Raw genomic sequence first — 16,015 nt, forward strand, 5'->3', positions numbered from 1 at the left:
CTCCCCAGCCGGTGACGAGCTCGTCTTGAAGGCGGGGGCATGCCAGCCCGCCCGATCCGCATCAAGACACTTTTTACCCTGTCGAAGAAACGGGGCCGCCCTGTGACCCGCAGACCCTTTCCATAGAACAAAACATGAACATACTAGGGCCGGAACACAGGAGGCAGGTCGATGCTGAAGCGGGTGATCCTGACCGGAGTGGTCGAGTTCATGGCGTTCGGGATGCTGTTCGCGGCGGTGGGCGCCTGGGCGATAGCCTTGGCACCGGTTCGTTAGCCGGATTTTTCCGAAGACTGCCCGGTTCCGTCCGCGGACGGGTTATGCACAGGCGATCGCCCCGTAGGCGCCGATTGTCCACAGGGCTGGGCCGAACTGGTGCTTCCGGGGCACGACCGGTGGATATCGTCCGCCGGCGGCGCGGCGCACGTCGACTTGAGGCCGGCGAGCGGGGATGCTGCCCGACCCCGGAACAAGGTCGGCCATGCCACGCCAGCTCAAGGAGGTCGGATTCGTCCACCTCCACGTCCACTCGTCCTATTCCCTGCTCGAAGGGGCGCTGAAGGTCGGCTCCCTGATCAAGGCGGCGGTCGCCGACAGGCAGCCGGCCCTGGCCCTGACCGACACCAACAACCTGTTCGGCGCGCTGGAATTCTCCGAGAAGGCGGCCGGGGAGGGCGTCCAGCCGATCGCCGGCGTGCAGCTCTCGGTGGCGTTCGAGGCCGCGGACCCGCACCAGCGTCAGGCGCCGACCAGCCACGGCATCGTGCTCCTCGCCCAGGACGAGACCGGCTACGCCAATCTGCTGCGGCTGGCGAGCCGCGCCTATTTCGACACGGCCCTCGGCGAGGCGCCGCGCCTCGATGCCGGAGCGCTCGCGGGCGCCTCCGAGGGGCTGATCGCGCTCACCGGCGGGATGGCGGGCCCCCTCGACGCGGCCTTCCGGGCGGGCCGGCCGGAGCTCGCCCTCAACCGCCTGAAGCGCCTGAAGGAGACGTTCGGCGAGGACCGGCTCTACGTGGAGATCCAGCGCCACGGCCAGTCCGAGGAGGCGCGGATCGAGACCGCGCTCCTCGACCTCGCCGGTCGCCACGGCCTCGGGATCGTGGCGACGAACGAGCCCTACTTCGCCAAGCCCGACGACTACGACGCCCACGACGCGCTGCTCGCCATCGCGGAGGGCCGCCTCGTCTCGGACGAGCGCCGCCGCCGCCTGACACCGAGCCACGCCTTCAAGACCCGGGCCGAGATGGCCGAGCTGTTCCGCGACCTGCCGGACGCGCTCCAGGCGACGGTCGAGATCGCCATGCGCTGCGCCGTCCGTGCGCGGACCCGCAAGCCGATCCTGCCGAATTTCGGCGCCGTGGCGGCCGGCGAGACGCCGCCCATGGCGGAGGCCCTGGCGGAGGCCCTGGCGGAGGCGTCCGACGCGGGCGCGCGGGCGGTCTCGGCCGACGAGCCGACCGAGCTGCGCCGGCAGGCCGAGGCCGGGCTGGAGTTGCGCCTGAAGCAGCACGGCACGGCGCCGGGCTTCTCCGAGGAGGATTACCGCAAGCGCCTCGAGTTCGAGCTCGACGTCATCGTCAAGATGAAGTTCCCGGGCTACTTCCTGATCGTCTCCGACTTCATCAAGTGGGCCAAGGACCACGACATCCCGGTCGGTCCGGGCCGCGGCTCGGGCGCCGGCTCGCTGGTGGCGTGGTCGCTGCTCATCACCGACCTCGACCCGCTCCGGTTCGGCCTGCTGTTCGAGCGCTTCCTCAACCCCGAGCGCGTCTCGATGCCGGATTTCGACATCGACTTCTGCGTCGAGGGCCGGGAGCGGGTGATCCGCTACGTGCAGCAGCGCTACGGCGAGGGGCAGGTCGGGCAGATCATCACCTTCGGCACGCTGCTCGCCCGCGGCGTGCTGCGCGACGTCGGCCGCGTCCTGGAGATGCCCTACGGGCAGGTCGACAAGCTGACCAAGCTCGTGCCGCAGAACCCCGCCAACCCGGTGACGCTCGCCCAGGCCATCGAGGGCGAGCCCAAGCTCCAGCAGGCCATGGAGGAGGAGCCGATCGTCGGCCGCCTCATCGACATCTCCAAGAAGCTCGAGGGCCTGCACCGGCACGCCTCGACCCACGCCGCCGGCGTGGTGATCGGCGATCGGCCGCTCGAGGAGCTGGTCCCGCTCTACCGGGACCCGAAGACCGGCATGCGGGTCACCCAGTTCAACATGAAGTGGGTCGAGCAGGCGGGGCTGGTGAAGTTCGACTTCCTGGGCCTCAAGACCCTGACGATGCTGCGGTGCTGCACCGATCTGCTGAAGCAGCGCGGCATCGACATCGACCTCGCCTCGCTGCCGCTCGACGACCCGAACACCTACGGGCCGATGGGCCGGGGCGAGACGGTCGGCGTGTTCCAGGTGGAATCGGCCGGCATGCGCAAGGCGCTCTGCGAGATGCAGGCCGACCGGCTGGAGGACATCATCGCCCTGGTGGCGCTCTACCGGCCGGGCCCGATGGCCAACATCCCGGTCTACTGCGAGCGCAAGCTCGGCCGCGACGCCGGCAACGAGGCGTCCTGGTACCCGGATCCGAAGCTGGAGCCGATGCTGAAGGAGACCTTCGGCATCATCGTCTACCAGGAACAGGTGATGGAGATCGCCAAGGTGCTCGCCGGCTACTCGCTCGGCGAGGCCGACATGCTCCGGCGCGCCATGGGCAAGAAGATCCGCGCCGAGATGGACGCGCAGCGCGACCGGTTCCTCAAGGGCTGCACCGAGCGCGGGCTGACCAAGGCCAAGGCCAACGAGATCTTCGACCTGCTCGCCAAGTTCGCCGATTACGGCTTCAACAAGAGCCACGCGGCGGCCTACGCGCTGCTGACCTACCAGACCGCCTACCTGAAGGCGAACTTCCCGGTCGAGTTCCTGGCGGCCGCCATGACCCTCGACATCGACAACACCGACAAGCTGGCCGAATTCCGCCAGGACGCGCAGCGCCTGAAGATCACGGTCGAGCCGCCCTCGATCAACACCTCCGGCGAGGTCTTCGCGGTGCGCGACGGCAAGATCTTCTATGCGCTGGCCGCCATCAAGGGCGTCGGCCGCGAGGCGGTGCGGGCGCTGGTGGAGGCCCGCGGCGACCGGCCGTTCAAGGATCTCGCCTGCCTCGCCCGCCGGCTGAACCCGCGGATGATCAACAAGCGCACCCTGGAGAGCCTCGTCCAGGCCGGGGCGCTCGACTGCATCGAGCCCGACCGCGCGCGCGCCTTCGCGGCGGTGGAGCCGATGATGAAGCTCGCCGCCAGCGCGGCGGAGGCGGAATCGGCCGGCGTCACCGACATGTTCGGCGGCGTGGTGGCGGACGACGTGTCCCTGCGGATCCCGCCGCACGAGATCTGGCCGATGGCCGACACGCTCAAGCGCGAGTACGCGGCGATCGGCTTCTTCATCTCGGGCCATCCGCTCGACGAGTACGGCGACCTCTTGGACAAGCTGCGGGTGCAGAGCTGGACGGATTTCTGCCGCGCCGTGCGGGCCGGGACGTCGAGCGTCGGCCGCGTGGCGGCCTCGGTGCTCGACCGGGCGGAGCGGCGGACCAAGACCGGCAACAAGATGGGCATCGTCACCCTGTCGGACCGGACCGCGCATTTCGAGGCGATCATCTTCTCCGAGGGGCTCGGCCAGTACCGCGACATCCTGGAACCGGGCCGACCGCTGGTTCTGCAGCTCCAGGCGAACCTGGAGGGCGAGGACGTGCGCGCCCGCATCCTCACCGCGGAACCCCTCGACCAAGCGGTCGCCCGCCACCAGAAGGGCATCCGCATCCATCTGAGCGACCCGCGCGGCGTCGCGCCCGTGCAGCAGCGCCTGTCGATGCGGGGCGAGAGCGAGGTCTCGCTGATCCTCAAGCTCGACGGCGGCGAGCGCGAGGTGGAGATCCGGCTGCCGGGCAAGTTCCAGGCGAGCCCGGCGCTCGCCGGCCAGCTCCGGACCGTGCCCGGGGTGGTGCAGGTGGAGGTGAGCTGAGGGGCGGCTGATACCAAGCGCGTGTGGGTTCGGTTGGCCCGCGCCGTCTTCGCGAGCGGAGCGAAGCGATCCAGGGACGCGCCACGCTCGATGAGGGCGCGCGACACGGGGTTGCTTCGCTCCGCTCGCAAGGACGGGTGGGCTTTTGTGAGTTCTGTCGCCGGGAATTGTAGGTGCGTGCCCGTCGAGGCCCTCAGCTCGCCGCCGTCCCGCTGGCTGCCAGCACCACCGCCCGGCTCCCCACCGGCACGCGGGCGTACAGGTCGATGATGTCCTGGTTCAGGAACCGGACGCAGCCCGACGACACCATCGTGCCGATGGTCTGCGGCTCCGTGGTGCCGTGCAGGCGGTAGAGCGTGTCGCCTCCGTCCCGATAGAGGTAGAGCGCCCGCGGACCGAGCGGATTGCCGGCCCCGCCGGGCAGGCCGCCGGCATAGGGCCCGTAGCGCTCGGGCTCCCGCTTGATCATGGCCTGGGTCGGCGTCCAGCGCGGCCATTCGGCCTTGCGGGCGATGACGGCCGCGCCTCGGAAGTTGAACGCCTCATCGCGACCGACGCCCACGCCGTAGCGGATGGCGCGCCCGCCCTCGCGCACGAGGTAGGCGTAGCGCGCCGAAGGATCGACCACGATCGTGCCCGGCGGCTCGGCCGTGGCGTAGGCCACCTCCCGGCGCAGGAAGCGCGGGTCTATCGCGGACAGGTCCACCGCCGGCACGGGGAAGGGCTCGCCGTCGAGCGCGGCGTAGAGGGCCGTGTAGGCCGGGTCGACGGGCGGGCGCAGCGCGGCGACGGGGCGCGGCTCGCGGGTGACGCAGCCGGCGACGAGCAGGGGCGTGCCGGCGAGCAGGCTGCGGCGGGTCGGAAACATCGATGCTGCGCTCCAAGGTCTGGCGACGACGCACAGAACCGCCACGCGGCCGCCCCGTCCATCGGCTATGGGGTGATCGCACCCATAACCGGATGGCATCCATGGATCTGACGCTGGCCCTGCGCGCGTTCCTCCGGACCGTCGAGCGCGGCTCGATGACCGCGGCCGCGCGCGACCTCGCGGTGTCGCAGCCGGCGATCAGCAAGCATCTGCGCAATCTGGAGGCCCAGGTCGGCGCGCGGCTCCTCGAACGGTCCGCGCGGCTGGTGCGTCCGACCCAGCAGGGCCAGCGGCTCTACGCGGCCTGTCAGCCCGCGCTCGCCACGATCGACGCCGCCCTGGAAGATGCCCGCACCGAGGCTGGCCGCATCGAAGGCCGGCTGCGGCTGCACGCGCCCGCCTGCATCGGGGCGGCCCATCTGCACCGGATCGTGGCGGCGTTCCAGGCCGAGAATCCGCGGGTCACGGTCGATCTCGTGCTGGACAACCGGCTGATCGACCTCGTCTACGAGGATTACGACCTCGCGCTCCGCTACGGCCGGCCCCACGGGCAGGACGTCGTGACGCGGCGGCTCGGCTGGGTGCGCCGCATCCTGGTCGCCGCCCCGGCATACTTGGCGCGGGCCGGCGGCATCGACGCGCCCGGGCAGATCGCCGACCGGGCCCTCGTGACGACCACGTCGGCCCTGGACGACCGGAACACGCTCGTACTCCAGCACGGGCGCGAGACGCTGAGCCTCGCCGTCCGCCCGGCCCTGCGGACCAACAGCGCGGAGGTGCTGTTGGCCGAACTGCGCGCGGGACGGTACATGGGCCCGGTCCAGCACCTGCTGGTCGCCGAGGACTTGGCGGCCGGCCACCTCGTCCGCGTCCTGCCCGCGTACGAGGTGCGGTCGACGGACGCCTATCTGGTCTACCCTTCGGTCCGCCACATGCGCCCGGTCGTCCGCGCATTCACCGATTTCGCCGTGCCGCGCATCCGCGCCATCGAGGGGATCAGCCACGCCGGTTGACCAGCTCCGGTGCGCTGCGGCCGCGACGAACGGGCCGGGGTGGCCGACCGCCGCGATCGCGACCCTAGAACGGCGCCGCGAGGCAGCCGCTCAGGGCGCCCTTCAGCGCGGCGGCGTCGGCCTCCGCCACCGTGAACGTGGCCGTCAGGGTCGGGTCCTCGCCGCGCGGGCTCGCCTGCGTCCAGGTCAGCTTCGTCCCGGGCTGGACGAGGGCCAGGGCGACCCCGCGCAGCGGATCCTCGCCGCGGCGCGCGCCCGCCACCGTCAGCGTGAAGCCCGCATCGGCCCCGGTCGCGGCGCCGCGGACCGGCATGCGCACGGAGCGCACGCTGCCGGCGCTGGAGACCAGGAGGCCGGTCAGGGGCTTCTCGCTGTCGGCCCCTTCGAGGCCCGCGAAATCGAAGCGCGGCGCCAGTTCGGCGAAGCGCGGCACGGTCAGCGCCGCCGACAGGCCGGTGCCGCCCGGATCGCAGGCGACGTGCAGGGTCGCCGGCCGCTGGTCCGCCGCGAGGGTCGCGGTGCCGCTCAAGTCCGCGCTGCCGCCGGGCGCCCGGGCGCTGCCGGCGAGCAGGGGGGTCCGGCCGGTCAGGATGTCGGACAGGCTGTCGCCGCGGCTCAGCGGCCCGGCAAGCAGAGCAACGGCGGCGATGACGACCACCGCCAGGGCCACGCCGATCCGGAGCCGCATCCCATCCTCCGCCTGTGGACATCACGGGCCGGCGGCATAGACGATCGCGGCCGCATCGCAACCCTCCGTTCACCACGTCCGCAGGGAATCGTCCGCCGGCGCGCCCGCGTGCACTGCAGCAACTCGGTAAAAACCGATCGTTCCTATGCACCGACGCTCAACCTTGAGCGTCGCCATGCGCACGAAGATCCTGCTCGTCCTCACCCTCCTCGTCTACGTCACCACCGGCCGCGCCCCCGGCATCCGGGAGCCGCGCAATCCGGACGCGGAGCACGGCGGCGGGCGCCTCGTGGTCGCGACCAAGCGGGCCTGGATCTGAACCGCTGCCCGGTCGACGCGACCGTCCTCGCGAGCACGGCTGCACCGACGCGCTCGACAGGAGACGGTCTCACCCCCCGGGCGCGCAGGCCCTGAGGCGCGCGGCCACGAGGGCCTGGAGGCTCCAGAGGTGGCGGTCGCGGATGCCGAGGCGCTCGCAGGCCTCCACGGTCCGGAACAGGTACTCGGCGCTCGGCCCTTTGTGGCCGCAGGCCGCGGCGATCTTCTCGGCGATCTCGGAATCCGAGAGGCGTCCGGCGTAGCGGTCGCTGGCGCGGTTCGCCAGGAAGGTCAGGGCCGGGACGGTCCCGGCCTCGGTGGCGACCGGCAGCCAGCGGGCGACGTAGCCGCGGCCGCGCATCTCGCGGCGCCAGACCGGCATCAGCGCCTCGCGGATCTCCATGCCGGGCAGGCGGAAGGCCACGCCCCGGCACAGGCCGCCGCGGTCCAGCGCCAGGACGAAGCCCGGCCGTTCCGGCGTGCCGCGGAACCGCCGCTGGAGCAGGCAGAAGCGGCGGTGGAAGCCGCGCACCGTCCCGATCCGGCGCTCGGCCACCGGGAATTCCGGGTTCCACATCAGCGAGCCGTAGGCGAAGACCCAGAGGTCGCTGCCCTCGCGCCCGGCGACGATCGCGTCGAGCCCCGGGCGCAACTCGGCGTCCGACAGAACCTCGAGCGCGCTCGGGTCGTCGGGGATCGGGACGGAATGGGCGCGGGCGATCAGGTCGAGGCTGAGGTCGAGGGTGCGGACGGACGCGGCGGGCATAGGCCCTCAACGCCCGGGCCTCACGGCTTGTTGCCCAGCGCGTCGAGTTCGGGGAAGGGCCGGGTGCGGTGTCCGGTGCAGACCTCGTCGTCGTCGAGCACCGTGAGCCGGTCGTTGTCGTAGCGCAGCGCCACCCTCGGGCGCTCGGGCTTGCCGAAGGTCCGGCCGTACATCCGGCCCGACACGCAGTAGATCACCCGGCCGCCCTCGGCGATCGGCCCGGCGATCCGGCTGCCCGCGAACCGCACCGGCAGCAGCGAGACCGCGCCGAAATCGACCTGCCTCAGCGCCAGGGCGGCGATCCGCCGGAGGAGGGCCGGGGAGGGGTCGGCCTCGGCGGCGGGCTCGGCGGCGGGCTTCGGTGCGCGCGGCGCGGCCTGCGCGCCGGCGGCGAGGAGGACCAGCAGGGCGGCGAGGGCGGCGAGGGCGGCGCGGAGCGGCATCGGTCATCGCTATCCGGCCAAGGTTGCCCGAGGCTGGGACCGCGCGGGGCAGCGCCGGCGGCCGCGGCCCCCTATATGAGAGACAGGCGCGGAGCGCGCCTCTCACCCGATCCCTCACACGAAGACGCGACGTTCGATGCAGTGGACCGACGACGCCCTGGTGCTCGGCCTGCGCCGGCACGGGGAGACCGGCGTCATCCTCGAGGCCATGACCGAGGCCCACGGGCGCCATCTCGGCCTCGTGCACGGTGGGCGCTCGCGCCGGATGCAGCCCGTGCTGCAGGCCGGGAACCGGGTCCGCGTGACGTGGCGGGCGCGCCTCGACGAGGGTCTCGGCGCCTACGCGGTCGAGCCCCTGGACTCGCAGGTCTCGCGGCTGATCGGGTCGAGCCTCGCCCTCTACGGCATGAACCACATGGCCGCGCTTCTGCGGCTCCTCCCCGAGCGCGACCCGCATCCGGCGCTCTACGCGGCGGCGGGGATCCTGGTCGAGCACCTCGACGACCCCGCCATCGCCCCGCCCCTGATGGTGCGGTTCGAGCTGGCGATCCTGTCGGAACTCGGCTTCGGCCTCGACCTCACCGCCTGCGCGGCCACCGGCGGCAACGACGCCCTGGCCTACGTGTCGCCGAAGAGCGGCCGGGCGGTCAGCGCCTCGGCGGGCGAGCCCTACCGGGACCGCCTGCTGGCGCTCCCGACCTTCCTGCACGCGGGCGGATCCCCGGGTCCCGACGGCGTTGCCCAAGGGTTTACCTTGACGGGGTACTTCCTCGACCGGCACGTCTGGGGCCCCCGCGGCCTCGGGCCGCCCGAGGAGCGGGCGCGATTCGTTGCGCTCGGCCGCGAGGCCGGGTAATGTTCGTGTTCTGTTCTTAATGCCCCGTCGTCGTTCCGGGTGCCGAAGGCGCGCCCGGAATCCAGAACCACCGTCCGCGCGCACGCGCGGGACGTCGGCGGCTCTGGATTCCGGGTCCCGCTGCGCGGCCCCGGAATGACGGCGCGCGGTGAAGACGTTGTAGTGAGGAGCCGTCATGGGCCAGCCCTTCGAGCCGCCGTCCGGCGACGGGATCGAGAGCGTCGAGCTGAAATCCGCGCTGGAGGAGCGCTACCTCGCCTACGCGCTCTCCACGATCATGCACCGGGCCCTTCCGGATGCCCGCGACGGGTTGAAGCCCGTGCATCGGCGCATCCTGTACGGGATGCGGCTGCTGCGCCTCGACCCGACCACCGCGCACAAGAAGTGCGCCAAGATCGTCGGCGACGTGATGGGCGACTTCCATCCCCACGGCGACCAGGCGATCTACGACGCCCTGGTGCGGCTCAGCCAGGACTTCGCCCAGCGCTACCCCCTGGTCGACGGCCAGGGCAATTTCGGCAACATCGACGGCGACGGTCCCGCGGCCTACCGCTACACCGAGGCGCGGCTCACCGAGGTCGCGCGCCTCCTGCTGGACGGGATCGACGAGGACACGGTCGACTTCCGCCCGTCCTACAACGGCGAGAAGGAGGAGCCGATCGTCCTGCCGGCGGCCTTCCCGAACCTGCTCGCCAACGGCAGCCAGGGCATCGCGGTCGGCATGGCGACCTCGATCCCGCCGCACAACGCCGCCGAGCTATGCGACGCGGCGCTCTACCTGATCAACCATCCCGAGGCGACCTCGGGGCAGCTCGCCAAGTTCGTCCAGGGGCCGGACTTCCCGACCGGCGGCATCCTCGTCGACTCGGCCGAGTCGATCGCCGAGGCCTACCGGACCGGGCGGGGCGCCTTCCGGGTCCGCGCCCGCTGGGCCAAGGAGGATCTCGGCCGCGGCACCTGGAACATCGTCGTCACCGAGATTCCCTACGGCATCCCGAAGGGCCGGCTGATCGAGAAGATGGCCGAGCTGCTGCAGGAGAAGAAGCTGCCGCTGCTGGCTGACGTGCGCGACGAGTCGGCCGAGGACGTGCGCGTGGTGCTGGAGCCGCGCTCGCGCACGGTCGACCCGGTGATCCTGATGGAATCGCTGTTCCGGCTCACGGAACTCGAGACCCGCATCCCGCTCAACCTCAACGTCCTGGTCGGCGGCCTCGTGCCGAAGGTGATCGGGCTCGCCGAGTGCCTGCGCGAGTGGGTCGACCACCGCCGCGTGGTCCTGCAGCGCCGCTCGCGCTACCGCCTCGGCCAGATCGACCGGCGCCTCGAGATCCTGGGCGGCCTGCTCATTGTCTACCTCGACCTCGACGAGGTGATCCGGATCATCCGCGAGGAGGACGAGCCGAAGGCCGCCCTCATGGCCCGGTTCGAGCTGACCGAGCTCCAGGCCAACGCGATCCTCGACACCCGGCTGCGCTCCCTGCGCAAGCTGGAGGAGATGGAGCTGAAGCGCGAGTTCGAGGCGCTGACCGCCGAGAAGGCCGAGATCGACGCCCTGCTCGCCTCCGAGCCGGCGCAGTGGAAGGCGATCCAGGCGCAGATCCGCGCGGTGAAGAAGACCTTCGGGCCCGAGACCAAGCTCGGCAAGCGCCGCACGACGCTGGCGAGCCCGCCGGATGTCGGCGGCATCGACTTCACGGCGGCCCTGGTCGAGCGCGAGCCGATCACCGTGATCGTCTCGACCAAGGGCTGGATCCGGGCGCTCAAGGGCCACGTCGCCGATCTCTCGGGCGTCGCGTTCAAGGGCGACGACACCCTGAAGATCGCCTTCCCGACCGAGACGACCCAGAAGATCCTGCTGCTCGCCACCAACGGCAAGGTGTTCACGCTCGAGGCCTCGAAGCTGCCGGGCGGCCGCGGCTTCGGCGACCCGGTCCGGCTGATGGCCGACCTCGACGACGGCACCGAGATCGTGGCGGCGCTGCCGTACCGGCCGGAGACCAAGCTGCTGATCGCCGGCTCGGACGGACGCGGCTTCGTGGCGCCCGCCGACGCGCTCGTGGCCAACACCCGCAAGGGCAAGAGCGTGCTCGGCCTCGACGGCGACGCCACGGCCGCCGTGCTGGTGCCGGCCGACGGCGATCACGTGGCGGTGGTGAACACCGAGAAGCTGCTGCTGGTCTTCCCGGTCTCCGAGGTGGCGGAGCTCGCCCGCGGCAAGGGGGTCCGGCTGCAGCGCTGCCGCAGCGGGACGCTGCTCGACGCGCACGTGTTCAAGCTCGCCGACGGCCTGCCCTGGCAGGACGGCTCGGCCGAGGGCCGGCTCGCGAACGCGTCGGTGCTGGAGAAGTGGCTCGGCCACCGCGCCGAGGTCGGGCTGATGATGGCGCGCAGCTTCCCGAAATTCGAGCGGTTCGGACGGTGAGGAGCCGCGGAGGGTGAAGGATTCCCGACCCACCACCTCATCCTGAGATGCCGGAGAGGAGTCGCCTCGGGGGGAGACCTCCGGTCAGCCGCGCAATCCCTGGAGCCCGCCTTCGAGGCGGCTCCGCCGCCCCTCGAGATGCGGGCGCGATTGGGAGTGTCTGGAACGGTTCCCGCGGTGCGGAGGGCCAGTCCTCAATGCGCCCGCTGGGCGAGCCAGAGCGCACCGAAGGCTAGCACGCCGCCGCCGATCGGAACCGCGAGCAGGAGAAGAAGCTGAGCTGTCGTCATGGGCGAAGGTTCCGCAATGCGCGCCTCACAGCCCAATGTATGGCGCCACTCATGATCCAGCAAACCACCATGGCGATGAGCACGGGCGCGAAGTGCGGACGATCCGACAGGGCAGTCGAGATGAACGGCGCGAAACCGCCGACGGCGAAGATCGCGACCGCGAGGCCGTTGGCGTAGGTGGCCGTGAACTTGATCCGCTCGTTCGCAACAAGCGTGTCGCGCGCTTCGCTGTCCGCTTCCGACATCGAACCTGAGCCCCCCGGCCGGCCGCAAGCTTAGCCGATATCGGCGATGCGGAACATGAACCTCTCGGTCGCCTCATCGCCCCGTCGCGGACGCTTCGTCCGCCGCCCAGAGGTGCTGCGCCGCGTAGGCCCGGAACGGGCGCCACGCCTCGGCCCGCGCCAGCAGCTCCGCAGGACTGGGACGCCCGGTGGCCCCCTCCAGCGCCCGCAGCAGCCCGACATCGCCCACCGGCAGGGCGTCCGGCAGCTTGAGCGCCCGCATGGCGATGTACTGCGCCGTCCAGGGACCGATCCCGCGGATCGCCGTGAAGCGCAGCACCGCGGCCTCGAGCGACTCCGCCGGGGCGAACAGGTCCGGATCGGCCAGCGCCGCCGCGGCCAGCGCCCGGATCGCCGCGCCGCGGGCCCGCGGCATGTTGAGCGCCAGGGCGACGTCCGCCTCGACCAGATCGGTCGGCGCGGGAAACACGTGGGTCAGACCGCCTGCCGGCTCCGCCAGCGGCGTCCCGAACGCCGCCACCAGCCTGCCCGCGAGCCCGATCGCGGCCGCCACCGAGACCTGCTGGCCGAGGATCGCCCGGCAGCCGGTCTCGAACGGGTCCCAGGCCCCCGGCAGGCGCAGACCCGGCCGCGCCGCGACGAGCGGGGCCAGGACGGGGTCCCCGCCGAGGCAGGCCGCGACGGCGGCCGGATCGGCGTCGCAGTCGAACAGGCGGCGCAGGCGTCCCGCGACGGCCTCTTCGTGCCCGGCCTCGACGCCGCGCAGCGCGACGTGCAGGCAATCCGCGCCCGGTGCCACCGTCAGGAGCCCGTGCCGCCCCGCGACGCTGATCGTGCGCGCGTAGGAAGCCGCGGGATCCGTCGTCTCGACGCCCGGGATCGCCCGCTTGGCGAGGAACGCGCGGATCGCCGGCCAGTCGTAGGGCGGCCGGACGGGCAGGCGGCGTTCGATCACCTCCGCGAACGCGAAGGGCGGCCTCTCGGCCGCCCCGCTCGACGCTTCCCGGGGCAGGTGGTCCCGCCTCAGCCGCGCTGGTCCACGGCCACGTAGTCGCGCTGGGCCGGACCGACGTAGAGCTGGCGCGGACGGCCGATCTTCTGCGACGGGTCCTCGATCATCTCGGCCCACTGGGCGATCCAGCCGACGGTGCGGGCCACCGCGAACAGCACGGTGAACATGTCGGTGGGGAAGCCCATCGCCTTGAGGGTGATGCCCGAGTAGAAGTCGATGTTCGGGTAGAGCTTCTTCTCGATGAAGTACTCGTCCTTGAGCGCGATCTGCTCCAGCTCCATGGCGACGTGGAGCAGCGGGTCGTCGGTCTTGCCGAGCTCCTTGAGCACCTGGTGCGTGGTGTTCTGCATGATCCGCGCGCGCGGGTCGTAGTTCTTGTAGACGCGGTGGCCGAAGCCCATCAGGCGGAACGGGTCGTTCTTGTCCTTGGCCTTGGCGACGTACTTGCTGACATTCTCGGGGGTGCCGATCTCCATCAGCATCTTGAGGGCCGCCTCGTTGGCGCCGCCATGGGCCGGGCCCCACAGGCAGGCGATGCCGGCCGCGATGCAGGCGAAGGGATTGGCGCCCGAGGAGCCGGCGAGCCGCACCGTCGAGGTCGAGGCGTTCTGCTCGTGGTCGGCGTGCAGGATGAAGATCTTGTCGAGCGCCCGGGCGAAGACCGGGTTCACCTCGTACTCCTCGCACGGCACCGCGTAGCACATGCGCAGGAAGTTCGACGTGTAGTCGAGATCGTTCTTCGGGTACACGAACGGCTGGCCGATCGAGTACTTGTAGGCCATCGCGGCGAGCGTCGGCATCTTGGCGATCATGCGGATCGACGCGATCAGCCGCTGGCTCTCGTCCGTGATGTCGGTGGAATCGTGGTAGAAGGCCGAGAGGGCGCCCACCGAGGCGACCATGACGGCCATCGGGTGCGCGTCGCGGCGGAAGCCGGTGAAGAACCGGTTCATCTGGTCGTGCACCATGGTGTGGCGCGTGACCCGGTACTCGAAATCGGCCCGCTGGGCGGCGGTCGGCAGGGCGCCGAACAGCATCAGGTAGCAGGTCTCGAGGAAGTCGCCCTTCTCGGCGAGCTGCTCGATCGGGTAGCCGCGGTAGAGCAGCACGCCCTCGTCACCGTCGATGTAGGTGATCTTCGACTCGCACGAGGCCGTCGAGGTGAAGCCCGGGTCGAAGGTGAAGGCGCCGGTCTGGGCGTAGAGCTTGCCGATATCGATCACGTCCGGCCCGATCGTGCCGGTTTTCACCGGCAGTTCGATCGACTTGCCGTCCACGGTGATGGTGCTGGGTGCGCTCATGGATCGTGGACCCTTCTCTGGCGACGTGGCGGATGCCGGCCTCGGGCTGCCCGAGTCGGTCCCGGGGGCCTGAGCACACGCATTATGCTGCGGGTGCTCACAGCCATGGGTTACCCAAACGGCAGTGCAGCAGCAACGGGGTCGGTGACAACCCGCCCCCGTCGCCAAGCGAATTCCGCCAACCGATTTCCACCCAACGCAATCCGGGTCGGGGCCGGCAGTTCCCTGTCCGCTCCCGGTCCGCGCGCGGCGGTCCCAGCGCCGCCTCGTCCCCGCCTCGTCCCTGCCCTCAGCCCGGCCTCAGCCCTGCGGCGCCTGATCCCCGAGGCGCGCCAGGGTTTCCTCCCGGCCGAGCACCGCCATCACGTCGAACAGGGGCGGGGAGGTGGTGCGGCCGGTGAGCGCCGCGCGCAGGGGCTGGGCCACCTGCCCGAGCTTGCAGCCGGCCGATTCCGCGTACTGCCGCACCGCGCCCTCGGTGGAGGTCGCGCTCCAGTCGGGCACAGCCTCGAGCACCGGCCGCACCCCGGCGAGGCGGCCGCACCCCTCGTCGGAGAGCAGGGCGCGGGCCTTGTCGTCGAGCGCCAGGGGCCGCTGGGCGTAGAGGTAGTAGGCGCTGTCGAGGAGCTCGATCAGCGTCTTGGCCCGCTCCTTCAGGCCCGGCATGGCCTGGACGAGCTTGTCCCTGAGGTCGGGCCGCAGCGGCGCCGACAAGCCGCGCTCCGGCCCGACGTTGGGCAGGATGGTCTCGATCGCCGCGACGAGGTCGGAATCGGCGCTGGTGCGGATGTAGAGGCCGTTGAGGTTGGCGAGCTTGGCGAAGTCGAACCGCGCCGCGGAGCGTCCGACCGCGCCGAGGTCGAAGGCCGCGACCATCTCGTCGGTGGAGAAGACCTCCTGGTCGCCGTGGCTCCAGCCGAGCCGCACGAGGTAGTTGCGCAGGGCCGCCGGCAGGTAGCCGAGATCGCGGTAGGCCTCGACGCCGAGCGCGCCGTGGCGCTTCGAGAGCTTGGCCCCGTCCGCTCCGTGGATCAGCGGGATATGCGCCATCCTCGGGATGTCCCATCCGAGGGCCGAGAAGATCTGGCTCTGGCGCGCCGCGTTGGTGAGGTGGTCGTCGCCGCGGATGATCTGCGTGACGCCCATGTCGTGGTCGTCGACCACGACGGCGAGCATGTAGGTCGGCGTCCCGTCCGAGCGCAGCAGGACGAGGTCGTCGAGGTCCTTGTTGGCCCAGGTCACGCGGCCCTGGACGGCGTCCTCGACCACGGTCTCGCCCTCGGTCGGCGCGCGCAGGCGGATCACCGGCTTGACCCCGGCGGGGGCCTCGGACGGGTCGCGGTCGCGCCAGCGGCCGTCGTAGCGCGGAGCGCGCCCCTCCGCGCGGGCGGTCTCGCGCATCTGCGTGAGCTCCTCGGCGGTGGCGTAGCAGTGATAGGCGCGGCCCGCGGCCAGCAGCTCCTCGGCGACCGCGCGGTGGCGCTCGGCGCGGGCGAACTGGAAGACCACGTCGCCGTCCCAGTCGAGGCCGAGCCAGGAGAGGCCGTCGAGGATCGCGTCGATCGCCCCCTTGGTGGAGCGCTCGCGGTCGGTGTCCTCGATGCGCAGCAGCATCGTGCCGCCGGTGTGGTGGGCGTAGAGCCAGTTGAACAAGGCCGTGCGGGCCCCGCCGATATGCAGGTAACCCGTGGGCGAGGGGGCGAAGCGCGTGACGACGGCTGAGGACATCGGTCCGGTATGTTCCGGGGCTGGTCGCGGACGGGGCGCGACGGACGGCGAAG

General features: G+C 71.5%; 13 protein-coding genes. 5 read left to right on the forward strand and 8 right to left on the reverse strand.

Features of this window, described 5'->3' with window-relative positions; translation table 11 throughout:
- Positions 1-481: 481 nt before the first annotated feature.
- Positions 482-4,012, forward strand: coding sequence for a DNA polymerase III subunit alpha (gene dnaE, locus LXM90_RS13360; protein ID WP_020092255.1), 3,531 nt, complete (start codon positions 482-484; stop codon positions 4,010-4,012).
- Positions 4,013-4,205: 193 nt separating this feature from the next.
- Here dnaE and LXM90_RS13365 read toward each other — a convergent pair whose 3' ends face one another.
- On the reverse strand, positions 4,206-4,880 hold the full coding sequence (locus tag LXM90_RS13365; RefSeq protein WP_020092256.1) for a L,D-transpeptidase: 675 nt from the start codon (positions 4,878-4,880) through the stop codon (positions 4,206-4,208).
- A gap of 101 nt (positions 4,881-4,981) precedes the next feature.
- On the opposite strand from LXM90_RS13365, the gene LXM90_RS13370 reads away from it, so the two are divergent.
- Complete coding sequence (locus LXM90_RS13370) at positions 4,982-5,893, forward strand: LysR family transcriptional regulator (RefSeq protein WP_020092257.1); 912 nt, start codon at positions 4,982-4,984, stop codon at positions 5,891-5,893.
- Positions 5,894-5,957: 64 nt separating this feature from the next.
- On the opposite strand, the gene LXM90_RS13375 is transcribed toward LXM90_RS13370, so the two are convergent.
- Positions 5,958-6,581 carry a hypothetical protein gene (locus tag LXM90_RS13375; RefSeq protein ID WP_020092258.1) on the reverse strand — a complete coding sequence of 208 codons (624 nt, stop codon included), beginning with the start codon at positions 6,579-6,581 and terminating at the stop codon, positions 5,958-5,960.
- Positions 6,582-6,756: 175 nt separating this feature from the next.
- On the opposite strand from LXM90_RS13375, the gene LXM90_RS13380 reads away from it, so the two are divergent.
- Positions 6,757-6,900, forward strand: coding sequence for a hypothetical protein (locus LXM90_RS13380; RefSeq protein WP_020092259.1), 144 nt, complete (start codon positions 6,757-6,759; stop codon positions 6,898-6,900).
- Positions 6,901-6,969: 69 nt separating this feature from the next.
- Here the strand turns inward: LXM90_RS13380 and LXM90_RS13385 are convergent, their stop codons facing one another.
- Positions 6,970-7,665 (reverse strand): gamma-glutamylcyclotransferase, encoded by a 696-nt coding sequence (locus LXM90_RS13385; protein WP_020092260.1) that lies wholly within the window; start codon positions 7,663-7,665, stop codon positions 6,970-6,972.
- Between the two features lie 20 nt (positions 7,666-7,685).
- On the reverse strand, positions 7,686-8,108 hold the full coding sequence (locus tag LXM90_RS13390; protein ID WP_103985077.1) for a hypothetical protein: 423 nt from the start codon (positions 8,106-8,108) through the stop codon (positions 7,686-7,688).
- A 136-nt stretch (positions 8,109-8,244) separates the two neighbouring features.
- Here LXM90_RS13390 and recO point away from each other — a divergent pair, with 136 nt between their 5' ends.
- Entirely contained in the window at positions 8,245-8,964 is a 720-nt protein-coding gene (gene recO / locus LXM90_RS13395) for a DNA repair protein RecO (protein WP_020092262.1), read from the forward strand.
- Between the two features lie 175 nt (positions 8,965-9,139).
- Positions 9,140-11,386: a DNA topoisomerase IV subunit A gene (gene parC / locus LXM90_RS13400; protein ID WP_020092263.1), complete on the forward strand. Its 2,247-nt coding sequence runs from the start codon at positions 9,140-9,142 to the stop codon at positions 11,384-11,386.
- Positions 11,387-11,672: 286 nt separating this feature from the next.
- Here parC and LXM90_RS13405 read toward each other — a convergent pair whose 3' ends face one another.
- The 4 genes from LXM90_RS13405 to gltX all read right to left on the reverse strand — a co-directional run bounded on the left by LXM90_RS13405 (position 11,673) and on the right by gltX (position 15,962).
- Positions 11,673-11,921 (reverse strand): hypothetical protein, encoded by a 249-nt coding sequence (locus LXM90_RS13405; protein WP_020092265.1) that lies wholly within the window; start codon positions 11,919-11,921, stop codon positions 11,673-11,675.
- A gap of 73 nt (positions 11,922-11,994) precedes the next feature.
- Complete coding sequence (locus LXM90_RS13410; RefSeq protein ID WP_020092266.1) at positions 11,995-12,876, reverse strand: DNA-3-methyladenine glycosylase family protein; 882 nt, start codon at positions 12,874-12,876, stop codon at positions 11,995-11,997.
- Between the two features lie 68 nt (positions 12,877-12,944).
- Positions 12,945-14,234, reverse strand: coding sequence for a citrate synthase (gene gltA / locus LXM90_RS13415; protein ID WP_020092267.1), 1,290 nt, complete (start codon positions 14,232-14,234; stop codon positions 12,945-12,947).
- A gap of 300 nt (positions 14,235-14,534) precedes the next feature.
- Positions 14,535-15,962: a glutamate--tRNA ligase gene (gltX, locus tag LXM90_RS13420; protein ID WP_234082878.1), complete on the reverse strand. Its 1,428-nt coding sequence runs from the start codon at positions 15,960-15,962 to the stop codon at positions 14,535-14,537.
- Positions 15,963-16,015 lie beyond the last annotated feature (53 nt).

Source organism: Methylobacterium oryzae, assembly GCF_021398735.1.
GTDB lineage: Bacteria > Pseudomonadota > Alphaproteobacteria > Rhizobiales > Beijerinckiaceae > Methylobacterium.